Origin of the sequence: Paludibacterium flexuosum, assembly GCF_037076605.1 — a bacterium.
In the GTDB taxonomy this organism is placed as follows: Bacteria; Pseudomonadota; Gammaproteobacteria; order Burkholderiales; family Chromobacteriaceae; genus Paludibacterium.
Genome location: NZ_AP029060.1, coordinates 660,782 through 677,112, shown reverse-complemented (window position 1 = coordinate 677,112; position 16,331 = coordinate 660,782). Strand labels below are relative to the sequence as shown.

Below are 16,331 nucleotides of genomic sequence, written 5' to 3'. Positions count from 1 at the left end.
CATGATGTCCAATACGCCCACCATTGCCCTCATCCTGGCCGGTTGCGGTAGCCGGGACGGCAGCGATCCGCTGGAGGCGAGCAGCTGCTTGGTTGCGCTGTCGCAGGCTGGTTATCGCGTGCGTTGCTTTGCACCGGACCGCCTGCAGCGCGAAGTCGTCGACCATGCCGGTGGCCGGCCAATGCAGGATGCCCGCAACATGATGATCGAAGCGGCGCGCCTGACGCGCGGCCAGATCGAGCCGCTCTCGGCAATGAGTCCGGAATGGCTGGACGGTGTGCTGATCCCTGGCGGCGCAGGCGTGATGCGCGGGCTGAGCAACTTTACCCCGCGCGGCAGTGACGCCACGCTGGCCCCCGAGCTGGCCGAGGCGCTGGCGGCCATGTGGTCAGCCGGCAAGCCCATGGTCGCCCTGTCTGCGGCCTCGATCTTGCTGGCCTTGCTGGCGCGCCACTACGAGCTGAAGGGCGTGCGGCTGACCTTTGGCACCGAGCAGGAGTCGAGCGAACTGGTACAGGCGCTGGAGGGGTGGGGCATGCGCCATGTCGAATGCGAAGCCGACGAAGCCTGCATTGATGGTCGTCACCGCTTTGCCAGTGTGCCGGCCCGGTTATATGCCAGGGCCAGTTCCGCCGATATTTTTGGCGCTTGCCAGGCCGGGGTTTCTGCCCTTGGCTGGTTGCTGGCGCAGCAGGAGCCAACATGATCATTATCATGACCCCGGGCGCCAGCCCGGCCCAGATCGAGCAGGTGGTGACGCGCATTCGTGCCGCCGGGCTGCGCGAACATGTCTCGCGCGGCACAGAGCGCACCCTGATCGGCGCCATCGGCGACGAGCGGGTGCTCGACCCGGCGCTGTTCGAACGCATGCCGGCCGTCGAGCGGGCCATGCGGGTGGTGCGTGAATATCGGCTGGTCGGGCGCGAGATTCACCCGGCAGCGTCGACGGTCAGCTTGCGCGGTCAGCAGTTCGGCGGCCATGCCCTGCAGATCATCGCCGGCCCGCCTGCCATCGAAGGGGCTGCGCAGATCGAGGCGGCAGCCCGCGCGGTGCAGCGTGCGGGCGCACGGGTGCTGCATGGCGGCGCCTTTGTACAGAGTGACAACCCCTACGCCTTCCAGGGGCTGGGGGTCGACGGTCTGGCCAGTCTGCAGCAGGCAGCCAGGCAGTGTGGTCTGCCCGTCGTTTCCGAACTGACCGACGTGCGTAACATCGAAGCGTTTCTCGAGCTCGAGATCGACGCCCTGGTCATCGGCCCGCGCCACATGGCCAACAGCGACCTGTTGCGCGAGGTCGGCCGGCTCAACAAGCCGGTCATCCTCAAGCGCGGTCAGGCGGCTACCCTGAGCGAATGGCTGATGGCGGCTGAAACCATTGCCGCCGGTGGTAATCACCACATCATTTTCTGCGAAAGCGGCATCCGGGGGCTGGCGCCGGATGAACGTGTCATGGCCGATATTGGTGCCATTGCCGCACTCAAAGCCGAGACCCATCTTCCGGTCATTGCCGCCCCGGCCGAAGCCTGCGGCCATGCCCGGATGGTGCCTTCGCTGGCCGCGGCTGCCATTGCAGCCGGAGCGGACGGTCTGTGGCTGGATGTCCATCCGCAGCCCGAGCAGGCCAGGGTGCATGCCGAGCAGGTGCTGACCGCGGATCAACTGAGCGAGCTGATGACCGTACTGCGCCCCCTGGCCACAGTACTGAATCGCAGTTTGCCCTCTCTCGCGGAGATCGCAGGATGAAAAGCAGTGCACGAAATCAGTTTGATGCCACCATCACCGGCTTGCGTGCCGGGGCGGTGAACGATGAGGTGGAGCTGTCGCTGGCCAGTGGCCGGAAGCTGGTGGCGGTTATCACGCGCGAGAGCGCTGCGGCACTGGACCTGAAGGCGGGTATGGCGGCAGTGGCACTCATCAAGTCTTCGGCCATCATTGTGGTCACGGACGACCAGGGCGTGCAGTTTTCTGCCCGCAATCACTTCGCCGGGACGGTGGTGGCACTGACCGAAGGGGCCGTCAACAGCGAGGTCACGATTGCCGTGCCGGATGTCGGCCAGTTCGTTGCCATGGTGACCAATGCCAGCCGTGACGGCCTGGCGCTGCAGCCTGGCCAGCCTGCCTCTGTCCTGTTCAAGGCTTCCAGCGTGATTGTCGGCGTGCGCCGCTAGTCTCCGGGCCATTGTCTTGCGTTCCCAGCCTGCAGTTCAGTGTGTCGACGGGGTGTGGCACTACCCGCTGCATCAAGTGCGGGGCGGCACATCGCTCGGCCTGGTCCTGCCGCAAAGTCAGCTGCCGGCTCAGTCCGTGCTGCGCGACGAACTGCTGCGACATCTTCTCGGTCTGCCCCTGCTGGGTCTGCAGCCGGACAACCGGCAACTGACCGGGCTGGGGCGCGGCACGCCGACCAGCAACAAAGTCTTTCTTGTCGGGACGGAAACAGCGGACGGTCAGCCGCGGCTGGTCAGCACGCTGGCGCAAGGGGCATCGCACACGGCCGAGCTGGACTGGCGCGTCAATTGCGGCAACCTGACCTCTGCCTTGCCCTTGTGGGCGCTGGATGTCGGCTTGCTGTCGCCGGTGGCCGACGGCGAGGTCCGGGTCTCCATCCGCAATACCAATACCGGCGTGATCTCCGATGCGCGACTGCGCTTTGAGGCTGACGGCCAGCTGCGATGTGCTGCCATTCCAGGGGTGCCCGGCCAGTGGCCGGCGGTCGATCTGTTTCTCAACCATCCGGCGGGTGCCAAAACCGGGCACTTGCTGCCGACTGGCCGGCCGCAGGAGCTGGTGGAAGGGGTGCCGGTCAGCTGCGTGGATGTTGCCGTGCCGATGGTGCTGATTCGGGCAGCGGATCTCGGTAAGCGCGGTGACGAGTCCCCGCTGGCCCTGCAGCAGGACGAGCCTTTCATGCAGGCTTTGCGACGGGTCTGTGTGGCGGCGGCGCTGCGCATGGGCTTGCGGGATGGCGAGGGGCAGCTGTTGTCGGCCGCCCGGATGGCTGTCAGCGAAACCCTGCCCAAGGTGGCGATCCTGGCTCCCGGCAGGCGGGGTGCGCAACTGAGTGTGCGTTACTTTACCCCGCAACAGGCGCACGCCTCGCTGGCCGTGTCCGGTGCCTGCTGCATTGCAGCCGCCTGCCTGGTGTCCGGTACGCTGGCGCACGAGATGGCTGTTATGGATGAGGCTGCTGACCAGGGAGATCTGGTCGACATTGCGCTGGATAATCCGGCCGGTCGGCTGCATGCCACGATTGAAAGTCAGGGGCGGGGAGAGGCGCTGCAGATCCTCCGGGTTGGTTGTCAGCGCAATGCCCAGATCCTGCTGCGCGGGCAGATGCCGCTGTACCGGCCATCAGCGGCCCTGTCGCAATGGCTGGCCGCACAGGCTCAGCCGTAGTTGAGCAGCGCAGGGACGGTGAGTGCGCACAGCTTGAACCAGCCCAACGGCACCAGCAGGGTCAGCAGAACCAGTGGCAGCCAGTCAATTCTCCCCTCAGCCTGCCGTCCCATCAGCCAGCACAGCGGAAAGTAAAGCAGCATGGTCAGCAGCACCATGGCGGGCGGCACCATCAGATAGAGCGACAGAATGCGCCCCTGGGACAGGGGCATGGCCAGCAAGACCCCGAGATGCAGTAACAGAGCCGCCAGATAGAGTGCGCCCATGCGGCGCGGGGTTTCACGGATCAGCAGTCCGTGACGTGTCAGCCTGATCTGGCTGGCCGCCCAGAATACGGCGGCCAGACCAACCCAGGCATAGGGGTAGAGAAAGGGCGCCCAGACCGGGGCCATCGCATCAAAGGTGCGGCCAAGCCGCACCACAATGGCCAGCGGGAAGTAACCGGCGACGAAACAGGCTTGTGCCACGCCATGATCGCTGGCCACTACACGCCACATGGCGAATAGCCAGAAGCCGGCCACCATGACGAGAAACAGGGTGGACAGTGACAGCAGACTCACGCCTGACCCAGCACCCGCAGGCAGGCTGCACTGATCAGTTCACCGATTTGCACCAGATAGTGGGTATGCATGTCATGGGTGAAGCGCTGGGCGTCGTCACTGGCCAGCACCAGCAGGCCGAACGGCTCGCCGCCGGCGTCGCGCAGGGCGACCTGGCTGAAGGACTGCAGCACGGGGACGGCCGGGAACCAGGACATCACCTCGTCGTTGACATAAGGGCCGCAGTACGGCGTGTTCAGATTGCGGGCCAGCATGGCGACATCGCTGCGGGCATTGAAGGCATCGCCGAAACTGGCGGCTGCCGGATGCCACAGGCGCAGGGCCATGCGGTCGAGGCCGAACTCGTCGGCGAAGCAGCGGGCGAGGGATTCGCTCAGCCGGGCAGGTGTTTCGGCCTGCAACAGGGTCAGGGCAAGACGGTGCATGCGCAGCTGAATCTGGTCATTGTTCTCGCCGTGGCGCACCAGTTGCTGCAGCCGGGCCTCCAGCTGGCGGCAGCGGTCTTTCAGCTCCAGCATCTGGCGATCGACCAGCGAGACCACGACGCGGTCATTTTGCTGTTTCAGACCGAAGCGGTCGGCGTGGTGCTGCAGGAAATCCGGATGGTTTTCCAGAAAGGCCAGTACATCGTCAGACTGCATCGTCACGTTTTGCTCAGACATCGATTTCTCCGCTGAAGACCGTGGTGGCCGGGCCGGTCATCCTGACTGGCTGGCCGTCGCCAGCCCATTCTACCGTCAAGTCTCCACCATGGGTATGTACCCGAACGCGATTGTTTAGCAAACCGCGCTGAATGCCGGCGACCACGGCGGCGCAGGCGCCAGTCCCGCAGGCCAGCGTCTCGCCGGCCCCGCGTTCATAAACACGCAGGCGGATCTCGTCGCGGCTCAGGATCTGCATGAAGCCGACATTGACGCTCTGCGGGAAGTAATGACTCTGCTGCAACGCCTGACCGATGGATTTGACCGGCGCCAGATCCGCCTCCGGCACCACCAGCACGGCATGCGGGTTGCCCATGGACAAGGCCGAGACTTCAAGGTCTTCGCCCGCGGCATTGAGCCGGTACAGTCTGGCCGGCTCGACATCCTTCATCGGCAGATCTGCCGGCGCGAAGCGCGGAACGCCCATGTCGACCTGCACCTCGCCGTTTTCCATGCGCTCCGGCATGATGACGCCGCGCGCGGTTTCCACCTTCAGCCGGGTTTGCTGGCTCAGGCCCTGTTCAAAGACGAAGCGGGCAAAGCAGCGCGCGCCATTGCCGCACTGTTCGACTTCGCCGCCATCGTTGTTGAAGATACGGTAACGAAAGTCATGACCGGCCTCCTGTGCCGGCTCGACCAGCAGCAACTGGTCGAAGCCGATGCCGAAGTGGCGGTGCCCCCACAGGCGGATCTGCTCCGGGGTCAGTCTGACCGTCTGGCGAACGCCATCGATCACCATGAAATCATTGCCCAGACCATGCATTTTGCTGAACTTCAGTTTCATTCTTCCTGACTCCGCGACGCGTGATTTGCCAGTCATCATACCCCAAGTAGATGGGCTGCCAAACCCCATGCCAGTCGCATTGACAGCTTACTGACCAGTAAGTAAAGTTGGCGCATGAAAACACCCGCAGACGCCAAGACCGATACCCGCAAACGCATTCTCGATATCGCCGAAGAATTATTGCTGACGCGGGGCTTCAATGCCTTCAGCTATCAGCTGGTCAGCAGCGAGCTTGGCATCCGCAATGCCGCCATTCATTACCATTTCCCGCACAAGACCGATCTGGGGGTCGCGCTGATCGAGCGCTATCGCCGCCGCTTGCACCGCTTCATCGAGGCGCAGGAGGCTCTGCCGCCAGCCGAACAGTTGCAGCGCTACTTCGAGCTGGCGCAAAGCTACTTTCTGCAGGATCGCCAGGTTTGCCCGAGCGGCATGCTCAGTACGGAGTTTCATACCTTGCCGGATGCAATGAAGCAGCAGGCGGCCGCCTTTATCGACGAGATGCGGCACTGGTCCATCGTGCTGGCGACACGAGGGCGGGAGCAGGGGGTGTTTGACTATCCTGGGACGCCGGAGGACATGGGGGTGCTGATGTTCTCGGCGCTGCAGGGTGGCCTGCAGCTTGCCCGGGTGGACGATGGCTGGCTGGAAACGGTCAAGCGACAAATCAGCCGGTTGCTCGGGCTGTAAAACAACAAAACACAACACGGGGATTCGCAGGGATGCAAAGCAAACAAAACAGCATGAGCCGTATGGTGGCCAAGGCCGACCGTCTGCCGCGCGGGTTACGCAACGTGGTGCTGTCACGGCTGTTCGGCCGTGTCGTGCCTTTCCTTGGTACGGCGGGCCTGCGCTTCGAGGAGGTCGGGCCGCAGCGTCTGGTAGTGTCGATCCGCAATCGTCGCAAGGTGCAAAACCACATCCGGGGCGTGCATGCCGCCGCCATGGCGCTGCTGGCGGAAACCGCATCGGGGTTCGTCATGGGCATGAATGTGCCGGATGACAAACTGATGCTGCTCAAGTCCATGAAGGTCGACTATCTGCAGCGCAGCCAGGGTGACATGCGCGCGGTGGCAACGCTGCAACCGGCGCAAATCGCCGCCCTGCAGCAGGAAGAAAAGGGCAATACCGTGGTCGAGGTGGTGGTGACCGACGAATCCGGTAATGCGCCGATTCAGTGCGAGATGACCTGGGCCTGGGTGCCGAAAAAACGCTGAGGAGAGACCGATGAATTTCACGACACTGACGTTGGAACTGCAGGGCGCCGTGGCGCTGGTGACGTTCAATCGCCCGGACAAGGCCAATGCACTGAACGCCGACATGTGGCGCGAGATGCGTCAGGCCTTCGAGTGGTGCGATGCCGAGGGCGCGGTACGCGCCGTGGTGCTCTCCGGGGCGGGCAAGCATTTCAGCTCCGGCATCGACTTGTCGCTGTTGATGGGGGTGCAGGGGCAGATCAATGACGAGTGCGAGGCACGCAAGCGTGAAAAGCTGCGTGGTCTGATCCTGGACCTGCAGGCCTGTGTCACCAGCCTGGAGAAGTGTCGCAAGCCCGTGATTGCCGCCATCAGCGGGTACTGTCTCGGGGGAGGACTGGATATCGCCCTGGCGGCGGATTTCCGTTACGCCAGTGTCGATGCCCAGTTTGGTGTGCGTGAGGTGGATATCGGCATGGTGGCCGACGTCGGCACCCTGCAACGCCTGCCGACCATCGTCGGCCAGGGGGTGGCACGCGAGATGGCGCTGACCGGGCGTGATATCGGCGCCGAACAGGCCGAGCGCTGGCAACTGGTCAACCGGGTGTTGCCGGATGCCGAGGCGGTGCGCGCGGCAGCGCTGGAAACGGCCGGTCTGATTGCCGCCAAGTCGCCGCTGGCGGTCCGCGGCAGCAAGCAGGTGCTCAATTACAGTCGCGATCACAGCGTGGCAGATGGCCTGGAGTATGTGGCCAACTGGAACGCCGCCATGCTGTTGTCCGAAGACATCGCCAAGGCCGGCATGGCCGCGATGATGAAGCAGCCGGCACAATTCCGCGACTGATCCCTCCGGCGCCGCCGTCCGGCGGCGCCATTTTCCCGCATGAGGCCGGCTGCACGCCGACATCTCTGTTCATGTTTGCCCTGAGGCTGTTTACAAAAGCCGGGTGTCCGTGCATCTGCCATTTACTTGCGGATGGTTCAATGGCGGTCTGATCAACAACAAGGACTTACCCATGACCCGATCGACCTTTTTGATCCGCTGGCTGAGTCGCGGCGCCCTGGCCGGGCTGCTGGCATGCAGCGGACTGGCGGCCAACGCGGCCGAGCCATCGACAGCACCGCGTTGTGAAATCCGCAATATGATGCATGCCCGCGTTCAGCAAATGGCCGCCATACGTTTGGACCAAATGGCCGATGCCCTGCAGCTGCAGCCGGCACAGCAGGATGCCTGGCAAGCCTACAAGCAGGCGCGCATGGCAGAAATCAACCAGGCGCCGCTTTGTCCGCCGCCTGGCGCCAGTCCGGTCGACGAGGCCAGGCTGGCGGCGAATGATGCCCGGAAGACGGCAGGTGTGCTGGCCGATCTCAGCAGCAAGACCAGCGCCCTCTGGGCGGTCCTGACGCCGAGTCAGCGACAGCTGTGGCAAAACGGCCCGCAGACGGCCAATTAAGCCGGCATCGTCCGGGAGGGCAAGAAAAAAGCGGAGCCCGGAGGCTCCGCTTGATCATGACGATTGACTGGTGACTTACTGCTTGGCAGCACCACCGACAACCGAAACCACTTCCCACTTGCCATTCTTCACCTGGTAAACGGTCACGCTGCCGTTCTTGACGTCGCCCTTGTCATCGAATTCGATGTGGCCGGTTACGCCATCGTAGGCAGTCTTGCCGACTTCCGGCAGATAGACCTTCGGGTCCGTGGAGTTGGCGCGCTTCATGGCGTCGACCAGGACACGAACTGCATCGTATTCGTACGGTGCGTAGATCTGGATGTCGGTATTGAATGCCTTCTTGAACTTGTCGTTGAAGGCGGCAAAACCCGGCATCTTGTCACGCGGCACACCGGCCATCGAGGCCAGTTGACCTTCGGATGCATCGCCCGCCAGCTTGATGAACTCCGGCGTTTGCACACCGTCACCGGCGATCAGGCGAGCCTTGATGCCCAGTTGCTTCATTTGCTTGGCCATCGGGCCCGCCTGGGCGTCCATGCCGCCGTAGAACACCATGTCCGGCTTCTTGGCCTTGACGGCGGTCAGAATGGCATTGAAGTCGGTGGCCGAGTTGGTGGTGAATTCACGGTCAACGATCTTGCCGCCCTTGGCCTTGACGGCATTGACGAACTGGTCGGCGAGACCCTGGCCGTACGCAGTGCGGTCATCGATGACGGCAATGTTCTTGGCCTTGGCGACGCTGACAGCGTAGTCACCCAGTGCCATGCCTTGCTGTACGTCGTTGGCAATGACGCGGAAGGTGGTCTTGTAGCCTTGCTTGGTGTAGTCCGGGTTGGTGGCGGACGGGGAAATCTGCGGAATGCCGGCATCCGAGTAGATCTTGGAGGCCGGGATGGTGGTGCCGGAGTTCAGGTGACCGACGACGCCGACGACGCCGGCATCAACCAGACGCTGTGCTACCTGGGTGCCGATCTTCGGGTCGCCCTGGTCATCTTCCGAAACCAGCTCGAAAGTCACCTTCTTGCCGCCAATGGTCACGCCTTCGGCGTTCAGATCGGCAATCGCCAGCTTGGCGCCATACTCGTTATCCTTGCCCAGATGGGAAATCGGGCCCGACATCGGCGAAACCTGACCGATCTTGACTACGTTGCCGCTGTCGGCAGCTGCCGGGGCAGAGGCGGCCGGGGCGGAGGCCGCAGCACCGGATGCGTCGGAAGACGAACCACCTTGTTTGCCGCAGGCTGCCAGAGCCAGTACTGCGGCTGCCATCAATGTCAGACGAGCAGTGTTTTTCATTCTGTTTCCCTTATTTCTTTGTAGATTTGGTGACCCTTTGTTGCTGGCTCGGGGAGGCAGATCCATGCTTCCCCACACCTGCGTCTGATTATGCTAATCAGTTGTTTCTAGTGTCAACGGATAAGAAATTCGGGATTAAACAACCTTGAAAAGTCGGCTCAGGCTGTGGCGCCAATGGCCTGTGCACGCGCCTGGCGCTGTGTGGTATCCGATTGATTTTGCAGGGACAAACCCTGAAGTTGTGACTGAATGATGTCGGTCAGGACCTGGATCCACTGGCTGTTGCTATTTAGGCAGGGAAGATAACGATACATGCCACCGCCATACTGATGGAACACCTCCCTGACCTCGACCGCGATTTCCTCCAGGGTCTCCAGGCAGTCGGCGACAAAGCCCGGGCACACCACATCCACCCGTGCCGTCCCTGCCTCGGCCAGTTCTCGCACGACCTCCACGGTATACGGCTTCAGCCATTCAGTGCGACCAAAACGGCTCTGAAAACTGATACGCCATGCCTCGGCTGGCAGGTGCAGGGCCTCGGCCAGCAGGCGGGCGGTTTTCTGGCATTCGCAGAAATAGGGATCGCCGCGCTCGAGGGTGAATTTGGGCATGCCATGAAAACTCATCACCAGCACATCCGGCCGGCCATGCTGCTGCCAGTCCTGTTCGATCTGGCCGGCCAGCGCGGCGATATAGCCCGGATGATCGTGAAAATGCCGCACGGTGCGTACCGCAGGCATATTGCGGTCTTTCATCAGCTCGGCAAAGACGCCGTCCAGCGCCGAGCCGGTCGAGGCGGCCGAGTATTGCGGGTAGAGCGGCACCACGACTAATTGATCGACATGCTGTCTGCGCATTTCCGCCAGGGCGGCAGGGATGGAGGGATTGCCATAGCGCATGGCACACATCACCAGCAGATTGTCCAGGCCGCGGGTCGCCAGGGCCTGACGCACTGCTTCGGTCTGCGCCTGTGTCTCCACCAGCAGGGGTGAACCCTGCTCGCGCCAGATGCTGGCATATTTGCGCGCCGACTGGCGCGGCCTGACGTTGAGAATCACCCCGTTGAGCAGAGGCCACCACAGCAGGCGCGGAATCTCGATTACCCGGCGATCGGAAAGGAATTCTTTCAGGTAGCGACGCAGCGCGGATGGCGTGGGGGCATCCGGCGTTCCCAGATTCAGCAGCAGGACCCCGGTGCGGGGCTGAAAATCGTGACGAAAGGCTTGCGGTGCGGTCATGCCGTCTCCTGATGGGTCATTCTTCGCGCGCCGGCGCCAGCACGGTGCGATTGCCGTTGGTTTCCATGGCGGAGACCAGTCCGGCGGCTTCCATTTGTTCGATCAGGCGTGCGGCACGGTTGTAGCCGATCCGCAGCTGACGCTGCACCGACGAAATGGATGCCCGTCGCGTCTTGAGGACCACGGCCACGGCCTCGTCATACAGCGGATCGGATTCGGCGTCCTCGGTGGCAAAGGGGGCGCCGGCATCGTCGTCACCCGCATTCTCGGCCGTGCCGCTCAGAATGCCCTCGATGTAATCCGGTTCGCCGGTGGTCTTCAGGTATTCGACGACGTGATGCACTTCGTCATCGGCGACAAAGGCGCCGTGGACCCGCAGCGGGTAACCGGTGCCGGGCGGCAGGTAGAGCATGTCGCCCTGGCCGAGCAGGGCTTCGGCACCCATCTGGTCCAGAATGGTGCGCGAGTCGATCTTGCTGGAAACCTGGAAGGCAATACGGGTCGGGATATTGGCCTTGATCAGGCCGGTAATCACATCCACCGAGGGACGCTGCGTGGCCAGAATCAGGTGAATGCCGGCAGCGCGCGCCTTCTGTGCCAGGCGGGCGATCAACTCTTCGATCTTCTTGCCGGCGACCATCATCAGGTCGGCCAGTTCGTCGATCACCACCACGATCATCGGCAGTGCTTCCAGCGGCTCCGGTGTTTCCGGCGTCAGCGAGAACGGATTGTCGACATGCTCGCCGGCTTTCTCTGCGTCGCGGATCTTCTGGTTGTAACCCGCCAGATTGCGCACCCCGAGCTTCGACATCAGCCGGTAGCGCCGTTCCATCTCGGCCACGCACCAGTCCAGCGCGTTGGCGGCGTGTTTCATGTCAGTGACTACCGGTGCCAGCAGGTGCGGGATGCCTTCGTAAATCGACAATTCCAGCATCTTGGGGTCGACCATGATCAGCCGGACTTCCTTGGGCGTCGACTTGTACAGCAGTGACAGGATCATGGCATTGATGGCGACCGACTTGCCCGAACCCGTGGTGCCGGCGACCAGGACGTGTGGCATCTTGGCCAGGTCGGCCGAAACTGGCTGGCCGGCGATGTCCTTGCCCAGCGCCATGGTCAGACGCGAAGCCTGGTTCTGGTAGCCATCTGAACCGATGATTTCCGACAGTCGTACGATCTGGCGTTTCGGATTGGGAAGCTCCAGACCCATATAGGTTTTGCCGGGAATGGTCTCGACCACGCGGATCGACACCAGCGACAGCGCACGGGCCAGGTCCTTCATCAGGTTGACGATCTGGGCGCCCTTGACGCCGACTGCCGGCTCGATTTCGTAACGGGTGATCACCGGTCCCGGGTAGGCGGCGACGACTTTGACTTCGACGCCGAAGTCGGCCAGCTTGCGCTCGATCAGGCGTGAGGTGTACTCCACCGTCTCGGCAGACACCGATTCCACGGTCTCCTTGGGTGGCTCAAGCAGGCTCAGGCCGGGCAGGGCGTTGTCGGCCGGATCGGCAAACAGCGACTGCTGTACCGGCTTGGGCGGACGGGGCGCCGCCGCCGGCTCGATGGCCGGGGTTTCGATGCGTACCGGCTGGTGATCTTCGTGCCGTTTTTTCTCGTTGCTGACCTTGGCTTCGCGCTTTTGCGCTTCCTTGCGACCGATCTCGCGGTCACGCCGCGCCTGCCAGGACTGGTAGACATACATCACCCCCTGTTCGACCCAGGTGCCGATGCGCTCCATGATGTCGAGCCAGGAGATGCCGGCGAACAGGGAAAAACCGATGGCCGCCAGCGTCGACAGCAGCAGACTGGCGCCGGACAGACCCAGGGCATGACGGGCTGCATGGCCGATGAAATGGCCGATGACACCACCGGAGGGGAGCTGGGCCGCGATCTGATCGCCGAGTACGATGGATTCCAGGCTGGCACTGGCGAGCAGCAGCAGCCAGAAACCGGTCAGGGTGACGGCATTGAAGGCCCCGGGTGTCAGTCCTTCCTGATCCATGCGCCGATAGCCCCAGACGATGGCCGCCAGGCAGAACACCACCAGCCACCAGGCGGAGGCGCCGAGGATGAATAACAGCATGTCCGACAACCAGGCACCAAAGGTGCCGCCATAGTTGCGCACGGTCGGATCGGAGGAACTGTGCGACCAGGACGGGTCGAGCGTCGAGTGACTGGCCAGGATCAGCACCAGATACACCGCGGCAACCGCCATCAACAGCCACCAGGCTTCACGCAGCAAGGCATTGAGCCGCGGGGGGAGTTGATTCTGGCGATTGCGGACAACCGCTTTTCGCTTGAAAAGTCGCATAGTCTTTTAAACGGTTGATGACAGCCGGGGATTATATAGTGGCAAGGCGCAATCGCAAGCCTGCGCCTTTTATGCACGCGTAAAGAATAACGCGAAATTGACATTCGCGAAGCATGAATTACTGCATCACGCGGGTGAACCCGCGTGATGCAGCCTGCTCAGGCGTGATAGTTGCGATACAGGCGGGTGGCGTTGCGCAGGCACATGGCCACGGTCAGCGGGCCGACGCGCGGAATATAGATCCGGGCCGCTTCGCGTGCCGCGTCTTCGAAGTTCTTCACGAAGGAGAAGTTGAGGCAGATGGCGCCGGGTTTGAGCTCCTCGGCACGAATCTTGTCGAATTGCCGCGACGGCACGCCGGTAATGACGATATCCGATTGCGCCAGGGCCGTGGCCCGGTCGATCGGATGGTCGTTGCCGATGACCACGCCGCCGTTGACATCGAACGAGTACACCGTGCCACCGTCGTTGGCGAGCATATGGGCCAGCGGTTTGCCGACCACGTCGGAGCGGTTGAAGACGGTGATGACCTGGTCACGGAACGGCAGGCCGCCCGGGCTGTAGGCATCGGTCGCTTCCAGTACCTTGAGGATGGCCAGCGGCGTGCAGGGCAGAATGGCGCGGTGTTGGCGTGCGGCATCATCGAAGCGCTCGTTGCGGTACAGCTTGTCCATCCAGTAGCTGGTCAGTCCTTCGACATCCTTGCGCGGATCGACCATATCCTTGATGGCGGCATCACGCTCATCCCCGAAAATCGGGTAATAGACGAAGATGCCATGGATTTCGGGGTTGGCATTGGCGGCGCGGATGGCGTCGGCAATGGCTTCGCGCGGCATGTGCTGCAGGTTGAAATGAATGCCGACATCACGGCAGCCATCTTCGGTGTAGCGCGCATAGGTCGCGGATGCCGGGTCGTCCGAAACCAGAAACCCTGCGACGTTCACCTGGGCCTGAAGGGAATCAATCTCCTCGCGGATCATGCTGCGGTAAACCGCGGCCATTCCCTCCGGATTAAAGTCGTGCATGCCACTCTCCAATTCAGCGATCATCCAAAAACCGGTCGGATTATATCAACTGCGCAAAGCCGCGTGGGGACTGGATTTCACGACATAAAGACTCTTAACGTGGATAGATTGCGCCGAGGATGCGCGGACCGCGTGCACCGGTGACCGCGGGCAGGTTGCCGGCCTGGCGCAGCAGCGCCTGACGCGCCAGCCAGGCAAAGGCCGTGGCCTCGACTTGCTGGGTTGGCAGCCCCAGCTGATCCGTGTCGGCCAGGCGGCGTTGCGGCATCTGTGCCGCCAGGGCGGCCACCAGGGCCGGGTTCTGCGCGCCGCCGCCGCACAGAAAAACGTCGCGGGCCTGGTCGGCATGCTGATGGATCGCATCGGCAATGGCCTGTGCCGCCTGGGCCAGCAGGGTGGCCTGAACGTCGGCAGGACGGATTGCGGGGAAACGGCCGAGGATGGCTTGCAGCCAGGGCAGGTCGAACAGGTCGCGGCCGGTGCTTTTGGGCGGTGGGGCAGCAAAAAATGGTTCGGCCAGCAGCGCCTGCAGCAGGCCGACATGGATCTCTCCCGAGGCGGCCCATTGTCCGTCGCGGTCGAAGGGTTCACCCAGGTGCAGCCGGCACCAGGCATCCATCAGCATATTGCCCGGGCCGCAATCAAAGCCGATGACCGGCTGCCCCGGCATCAGCAGGCTCAGATTGCTGATGCCGCCGATATTCACGATGACGCGGGCTTGTTGCGGATGAGCGAACAGGGCGTGATGGAAGGCCGGTACCAGCGGGGCTCCCTGACCGCCGGCCGCCACATCCCGGCTGCGGAAGTCGCCGACCACCTCCATGCCGGTCAGCTCGGCCAGGCGGGCCAGATTGCCGATCTGCAGGGTATAGCCATCCTGCGGGGCATGACGAATGGTCTGGCCGTGGCAGCCGATGGCGCGGATGCGCCCGCGCAGCATGCCGGTGCGGCGCATCAGGCCGTCCACAGCTTCGGCATAGAGCGCGGCCAGCTGGTTGGCCAGCAGGGCGCTGCGACGCAGCTCATCGTGGCCGCTCTGCTGCAGTGCCAGCACCTCGCTGCGCAGCGCGGGCGGGTAGGGCAGCGCATGATCACCGCGCAGAGAAAGCCGGCCCTCGGCATCAAAAGCCACCAGCACGGCATCCACGCCGTCCAGACTGGTCCCTGACATCATGCCGATATACAGCTCTTCCATCGCGTGCACCCCCAAGAAATTGTGATATTGCAACGGCCAAATGCATGAAATCGGCAACTCAGACCGGCAAAGACGGGTAAAATACGCAAGCCCGCGAGACAGGGCAAGTCTGTCGGCACCATTCCGGCCTGCCGCCCAGTATGAAGCAAAACGAGAGACCCGCATGCATCTGATTCTTTCTGTCCCCGGTCTGAGCTGGCTGGATACGCACGATGGTGGCGAAGTGGCGCGCGAACTGTCCCTGCCGGCACTGACGACCCTGCTGGGGCGCGGCACACTGGATCTGGCCGAGCGACCGCTGTCGGCGCTGATCGGGCAGCCGTTTGGCCTCGATGGCCTGCCGCTGGCCAGCGTCGCTGCCGCGCTGGACGGTCTGGATACCCGCGAGCGCCATTGCTTGCTGGCAGATCCGGTGACCTGGCGCATCGATCGCGACCGCGCGCTGCTGGCCGATGCCGGCGTGATGCGCCTCGACCAGGCGGAAGCCGATGCCCTGGTTGCCGCGCTGAATCAGCATTTCGCAGCCGATGATCTGCAATTTCATGCCCCCACGCCATCACGCTGGTATCTGTCGCTGCCTGAGCCTGTCCAGGCGCACTGCTACAGCCTGCCGGATGTGGTCGGCGAGAATGTGGATGATTTTCTGCCCCAGGGGCCGGATGCCTTGCGGCTTGGCCGTCTGCTCAATGAGGTGCAGATGCTGTTGTTTACGCATCCGGTCAATGAGGCACGCGAGGCGCGTGGCGAACCACGGGTCAACAGCCTGTGGCTGTGGGGCAGTGGCGCATTGCCCGCGCTGCATACCCCGCCGCTTCTGTATAGCGACGATCCCTGGCAGTGTCTGCTGGCGCGCCAGTGCCAGACAGAGAGCCAGAGCGTGCCCTGGACATTTGCGGCCTGGCTGGAGAGCGCGCCCCGGGACAACGAGGTCTGGGTGCAGCTCGACCGGTTGCAGGGGCCGGCACAGTATCGCGATGCCTGGGGGTGGCGCGAACAGGTGCAGCAGCTGGAGCAGGACTGGTTCGCCCCCTTGCTGCAGGCGCTGCGCACTGGTCAGCTCCGGCAACTGACCCTGTTGTCCTGTGGGGAGCGGTCCCTTCAGGTCCGAATCCGCCGTGTCGATTTATGGAAATTCTGGCGCCGCCCGCGAGCGCTGACCTCACTGTACTGAA

At 63.2% G+C, this 16,331-nt stretch carries 17 protein-coding genes; 9 read left to right on the top strand and 8 right to left on the bottom strand.

Features of this window, described 5'->3' with window-relative positions; translation table 11 throughout:
• Position 1: 1 nt before the first annotated feature.
• Genes AACH39_RS03270 through AACH39_RS03255 form a run of 4 tightly spaced genes read left to right on the top strand, consistent with a single transcriptional unit; the run spans position 2 to position 3,396 of the window.
• A complete protein-coding gene (locus AACH39_RS03270) occupies positions 2–706 on the top strand; it encodes an isoprenoid biosynthesis protein ElbB (RefSeq protein ID WP_338620883.1) in 705 nt (234 codons plus the stop codon).
• Positions 703–1,743 (top strand): 3-deoxy-7-phosphoheptulonate synthase, encoded by a 1,041-nt coding sequence (locus AACH39_RS03265; protein WP_338620882.1) that lies wholly within the window; start codon positions 703–705, stop codon positions 1,741–1,743. Before AACH39_RS03270 ends, AACH39_RS03265 begins: the two co-directional genes overlap by 4 nt.
• Positions 1,740–2,168, top strand: a complete 429-nt coding sequence (locus AACH39_RS03260; protein WP_338620881.1) for a TOBE domain-containing protein — start codon at positions 1,740–1,742, stop codon at positions 2,166–2,168. The genes AACH39_RS03265 and AACH39_RS03260 overlap by 4 nt, the downstream gene beginning before the upstream one ends.
• A 16-nt stretch (positions 2,169–2,184) precedes the next feature.
• Positions 2,185–3,396, top strand: coding sequence for a PrpF domain-containing protein (locus AACH39_RS03255; RefSeq protein ID WP_338620880.1), 1,212 nt, complete (start codon positions 2,185–2,187; stop codon positions 3,394–3,396).
• On the opposite strand, the gene AACH39_RS03250 is transcribed toward AACH39_RS03255, so the two are convergent.
• Genes AACH39_RS03250 through dapF form a run of 3 tightly spaced genes read right to left on the bottom strand, consistent with a single transcriptional unit; the run spans position 3,387 to position 5,441 of the window.
• Complete coding sequence (locus AACH39_RS03250; RefSeq protein WP_338620879.1) at positions 3,387–3,956, bottom strand: hypothetical protein; 570 nt, start codon at positions 3,954–3,956, stop codon at positions 3,387–3,389. The genes AACH39_RS03255 and AACH39_RS03250 overlap by 10 nt on opposite strands.
• Entirely contained in the window at positions 3,953–4,618 is a 666-nt protein-coding gene (locus AACH39_RS03245; protein ID WP_338620878.1) for a DUF484 family protein, read from the bottom strand. The genes AACH39_RS03250 and AACH39_RS03245 overlap by 4 nt, the downstream gene beginning before the upstream one ends.
• On the bottom strand, positions 4,611–5,441 hold the full coding sequence (dapF, locus tag AACH39_RS03240; RefSeq protein ID WP_338620877.1) for a diaminopimelate epimerase: 831 nt from the start codon (positions 5,439–5,441) through the stop codon (positions 4,611–4,613). Before dapF ends, AACH39_RS03245 begins: the two co-directional genes overlap by 8 nt.
• A gap of 114 nt (positions 5,442–5,555) precedes the next feature.
• Here dapF and AACH39_RS03235 point away from each other — a divergent pair, with 114 nt between their 5' ends.
• From AACH39_RS03235 to AACH39_RS03220, 4 genes are all read left to right on the top strand, one after another.
• A complete protein-coding gene (locus tag AACH39_RS03235) occupies positions 5,556–6,131 on the top strand; it encodes a TetR/AcrR family transcriptional regulator (RefSeq protein ID WP_215782458.1) in 576 nt (191 codons plus the stop codon).
• A gap of 32 nt (positions 6,132–6,163) precedes the next feature.
• On the top strand, positions 6,164–6,658 hold the full coding sequence (locus AACH39_RS03230; RefSeq protein ID WP_215782459.1) for a DUF4442 domain-containing protein: 495 nt from the start codon (positions 6,164–6,166) through the stop codon (positions 6,656–6,658).
• A gap of 10 nt (positions 6,659–6,668) precedes the next feature.
• Positions 6,669–7,481: a crotonase/enoyl-CoA hydratase family protein gene (locus AACH39_RS03225; protein ID WP_215782460.1), complete on the top strand. Its 813-nt coding sequence runs from the start codon at positions 6,669–6,671 to the stop codon at positions 7,479–7,481.
• A 172-nt stretch (positions 7,482–7,653) separates the two neighbouring features.
• Positions 7,654–8,091, top strand: coding sequence for a hypothetical protein (locus AACH39_RS03220; RefSeq protein WP_338620876.1), 438 nt, complete (start codon positions 7,654–7,656; stop codon positions 8,089–8,091).
• Positions 8,092–8,166: 75 nt separating this feature from the next.
• Here the strand turns inward: AACH39_RS03220 and AACH39_RS03215 are convergent, their stop codons facing one another.
• The 5 genes from AACH39_RS03215 to AACH39_RS03195 all read right to left on the bottom strand — a co-directional run bounded on the left by AACH39_RS03215 (position 8,167) and on the right by AACH39_RS03195 (position 15,159).
• Entirely contained in the window at positions 8,167–9,387 is a 1,221-nt protein-coding gene (locus tag AACH39_RS03215) for a branched-chain amino acid ABC transporter substrate-binding protein (RefSeq protein WP_338620875.1), read from the bottom strand.
• Between the two features lie 158 nt (positions 9,388–9,545).
• Positions 9,546–10,625, bottom strand: a complete 1,080-nt coding sequence (gene hemH, locus AACH39_RS03210; protein WP_338620874.1) for a ferrochelatase — start codon at positions 10,623–10,625, stop codon at positions 9,546–9,548.
• Positions 10,626–10,641: 16 nt separating this feature from the next.
• Positions 10,642–12,939, bottom strand: a complete 2,298-nt coding sequence (locus AACH39_RS03205) for a DNA translocase FtsK (protein WP_252346211.1) — start codon at positions 12,937–12,939, stop codon at positions 10,642–10,644.
• A 158-nt stretch (positions 12,940–13,097) separates the two neighbouring features.
• Positions 13,098–13,964, bottom strand: a complete 867-nt coding sequence (locus AACH39_RS03200; RefSeq protein ID WP_215782464.1) for a bifunctional methylenetetrahydrofolate dehydrogenase/methenyltetrahydrofolate cyclohydrolase — start codon at positions 13,962–13,964, stop codon at positions 13,098–13,100.
• 94 nt (positions 13,965–14,058) lie between these two features.
• On the bottom strand, positions 14,059–15,159 hold the full coding sequence (locus AACH39_RS03195) for an anhydro-N-acetylmuramic acid kinase (protein ID WP_215782465.1): 1,101 nt from the start codon (positions 15,157–15,159) through the stop codon (positions 14,059–14,061).
• A 163-nt stretch (positions 15,160–15,322) separates the two neighbouring features.
• On the opposite strand from AACH39_RS03195, the gene AACH39_RS03190 reads away from it, so the two are divergent.
• Entirely contained in the window at positions 15,323–16,330 is a 1,008-nt protein-coding gene (locus tag AACH39_RS03190) for a hypothetical protein (protein WP_215782466.1), read from the top strand.
• Position 16,331 lies beyond the last annotated feature (1 nt).

Coding starts and splice junctions, on each gene's coding strand:
- AACH39_RS03230 (WP_215782459.1), top strand. CDS start 6,164: ATGCAAAGCAAACAAAACAGCATGAGCCGTATGGTGGCCAAGGCCGAC.
- AACH39_RS03265 (WP_338620882.1), top strand. CDS start 703: ATGATCATTATCATGACCCCGGGCGCCAGCCCGGCCCAGATCGAGCAG.
- hemH (WP_338620874.1), bottom strand. CDS start 10,625: ATGACCGCACCGCAAGCCTTTCGTCACGATTTTCAGCCCCGCACCGGG.
- AACH39_RS03215 (WP_338620875.1), bottom strand. CDS start 9,387: ATGAAAAACACTGCTCGTCTGACATTGATGGCAGCCGCAGTACTGGCT.
- AACH39_RS03270 (WP_338620883.1), top strand. CDS start 2: ATGATGTCCAATACGCCCACCATTGCCCTCATCCTGGCCGGTTGCGGT.
- AACH39_RS03260 (WP_338620881.1), top strand. CDS start 1,740: ATGAAAAGCAGTGCACGAAATCAGTTTGATGCCACCATCACCGGCTTG.
- AACH39_RS03195 (WP_215782465.1), bottom strand. CDS start 15,159: ATGGAAGAGCTGTATATCGGCATGATGTCAGGGACCAGTCTGGACGGC.
- AACH39_RS03225 (WP_215782460.1), top strand. CDS start 6,669: ATGAATTTCACGACACTGACGTTGGAACTGCAGGGCGCCGTGGCGCTG.
- dapF (WP_338620877.1), bottom strand. CDS start 5,441: ATGAAACTGAAGTTCAGCAAAATGCATGGTCTGGGCAATGATTTCATG.
- AACH39_RS03200 (WP_215782464.1), bottom strand. CDS start 13,964: ATGCACGACTTTAATCCGGAGGGAATGGCCGCGGTTTACCGCAGCATG.
- AACH39_RS03190 (WP_215782466.1), top strand. CDS start 15,323: ATGCATCTGATTCTTTCTGTCCCCGGTCTGAGCTGGCTGGATACGCAC.
- AACH39_RS03220 (WP_338620876.1), top strand. CDS start 7,654: ATGACCCGATCGACCTTTTTGATCCGCTGGCTGAGTCGCGGCGCCCTG.
- AACH39_RS03205 (WP_252346211.1), bottom strand. CDS start 12,939: ATGCGACTTTTCAAGCGAAAAGCGGTTGTCCGCAATCGCCAGAATCAA.
- AACH39_RS03235 (WP_215782458.1), top strand. CDS start 5,556: ATGAAAACACCCGCAGACGCCAAGACCGATACCCGCAAACGCATTCTC.
- AACH39_RS03245 (WP_338620878.1), bottom strand. CDS start 4,618: ATGTCTGAGCAAAACGTGACGATGCAGTCTGACGATGTACTGGCCTTT.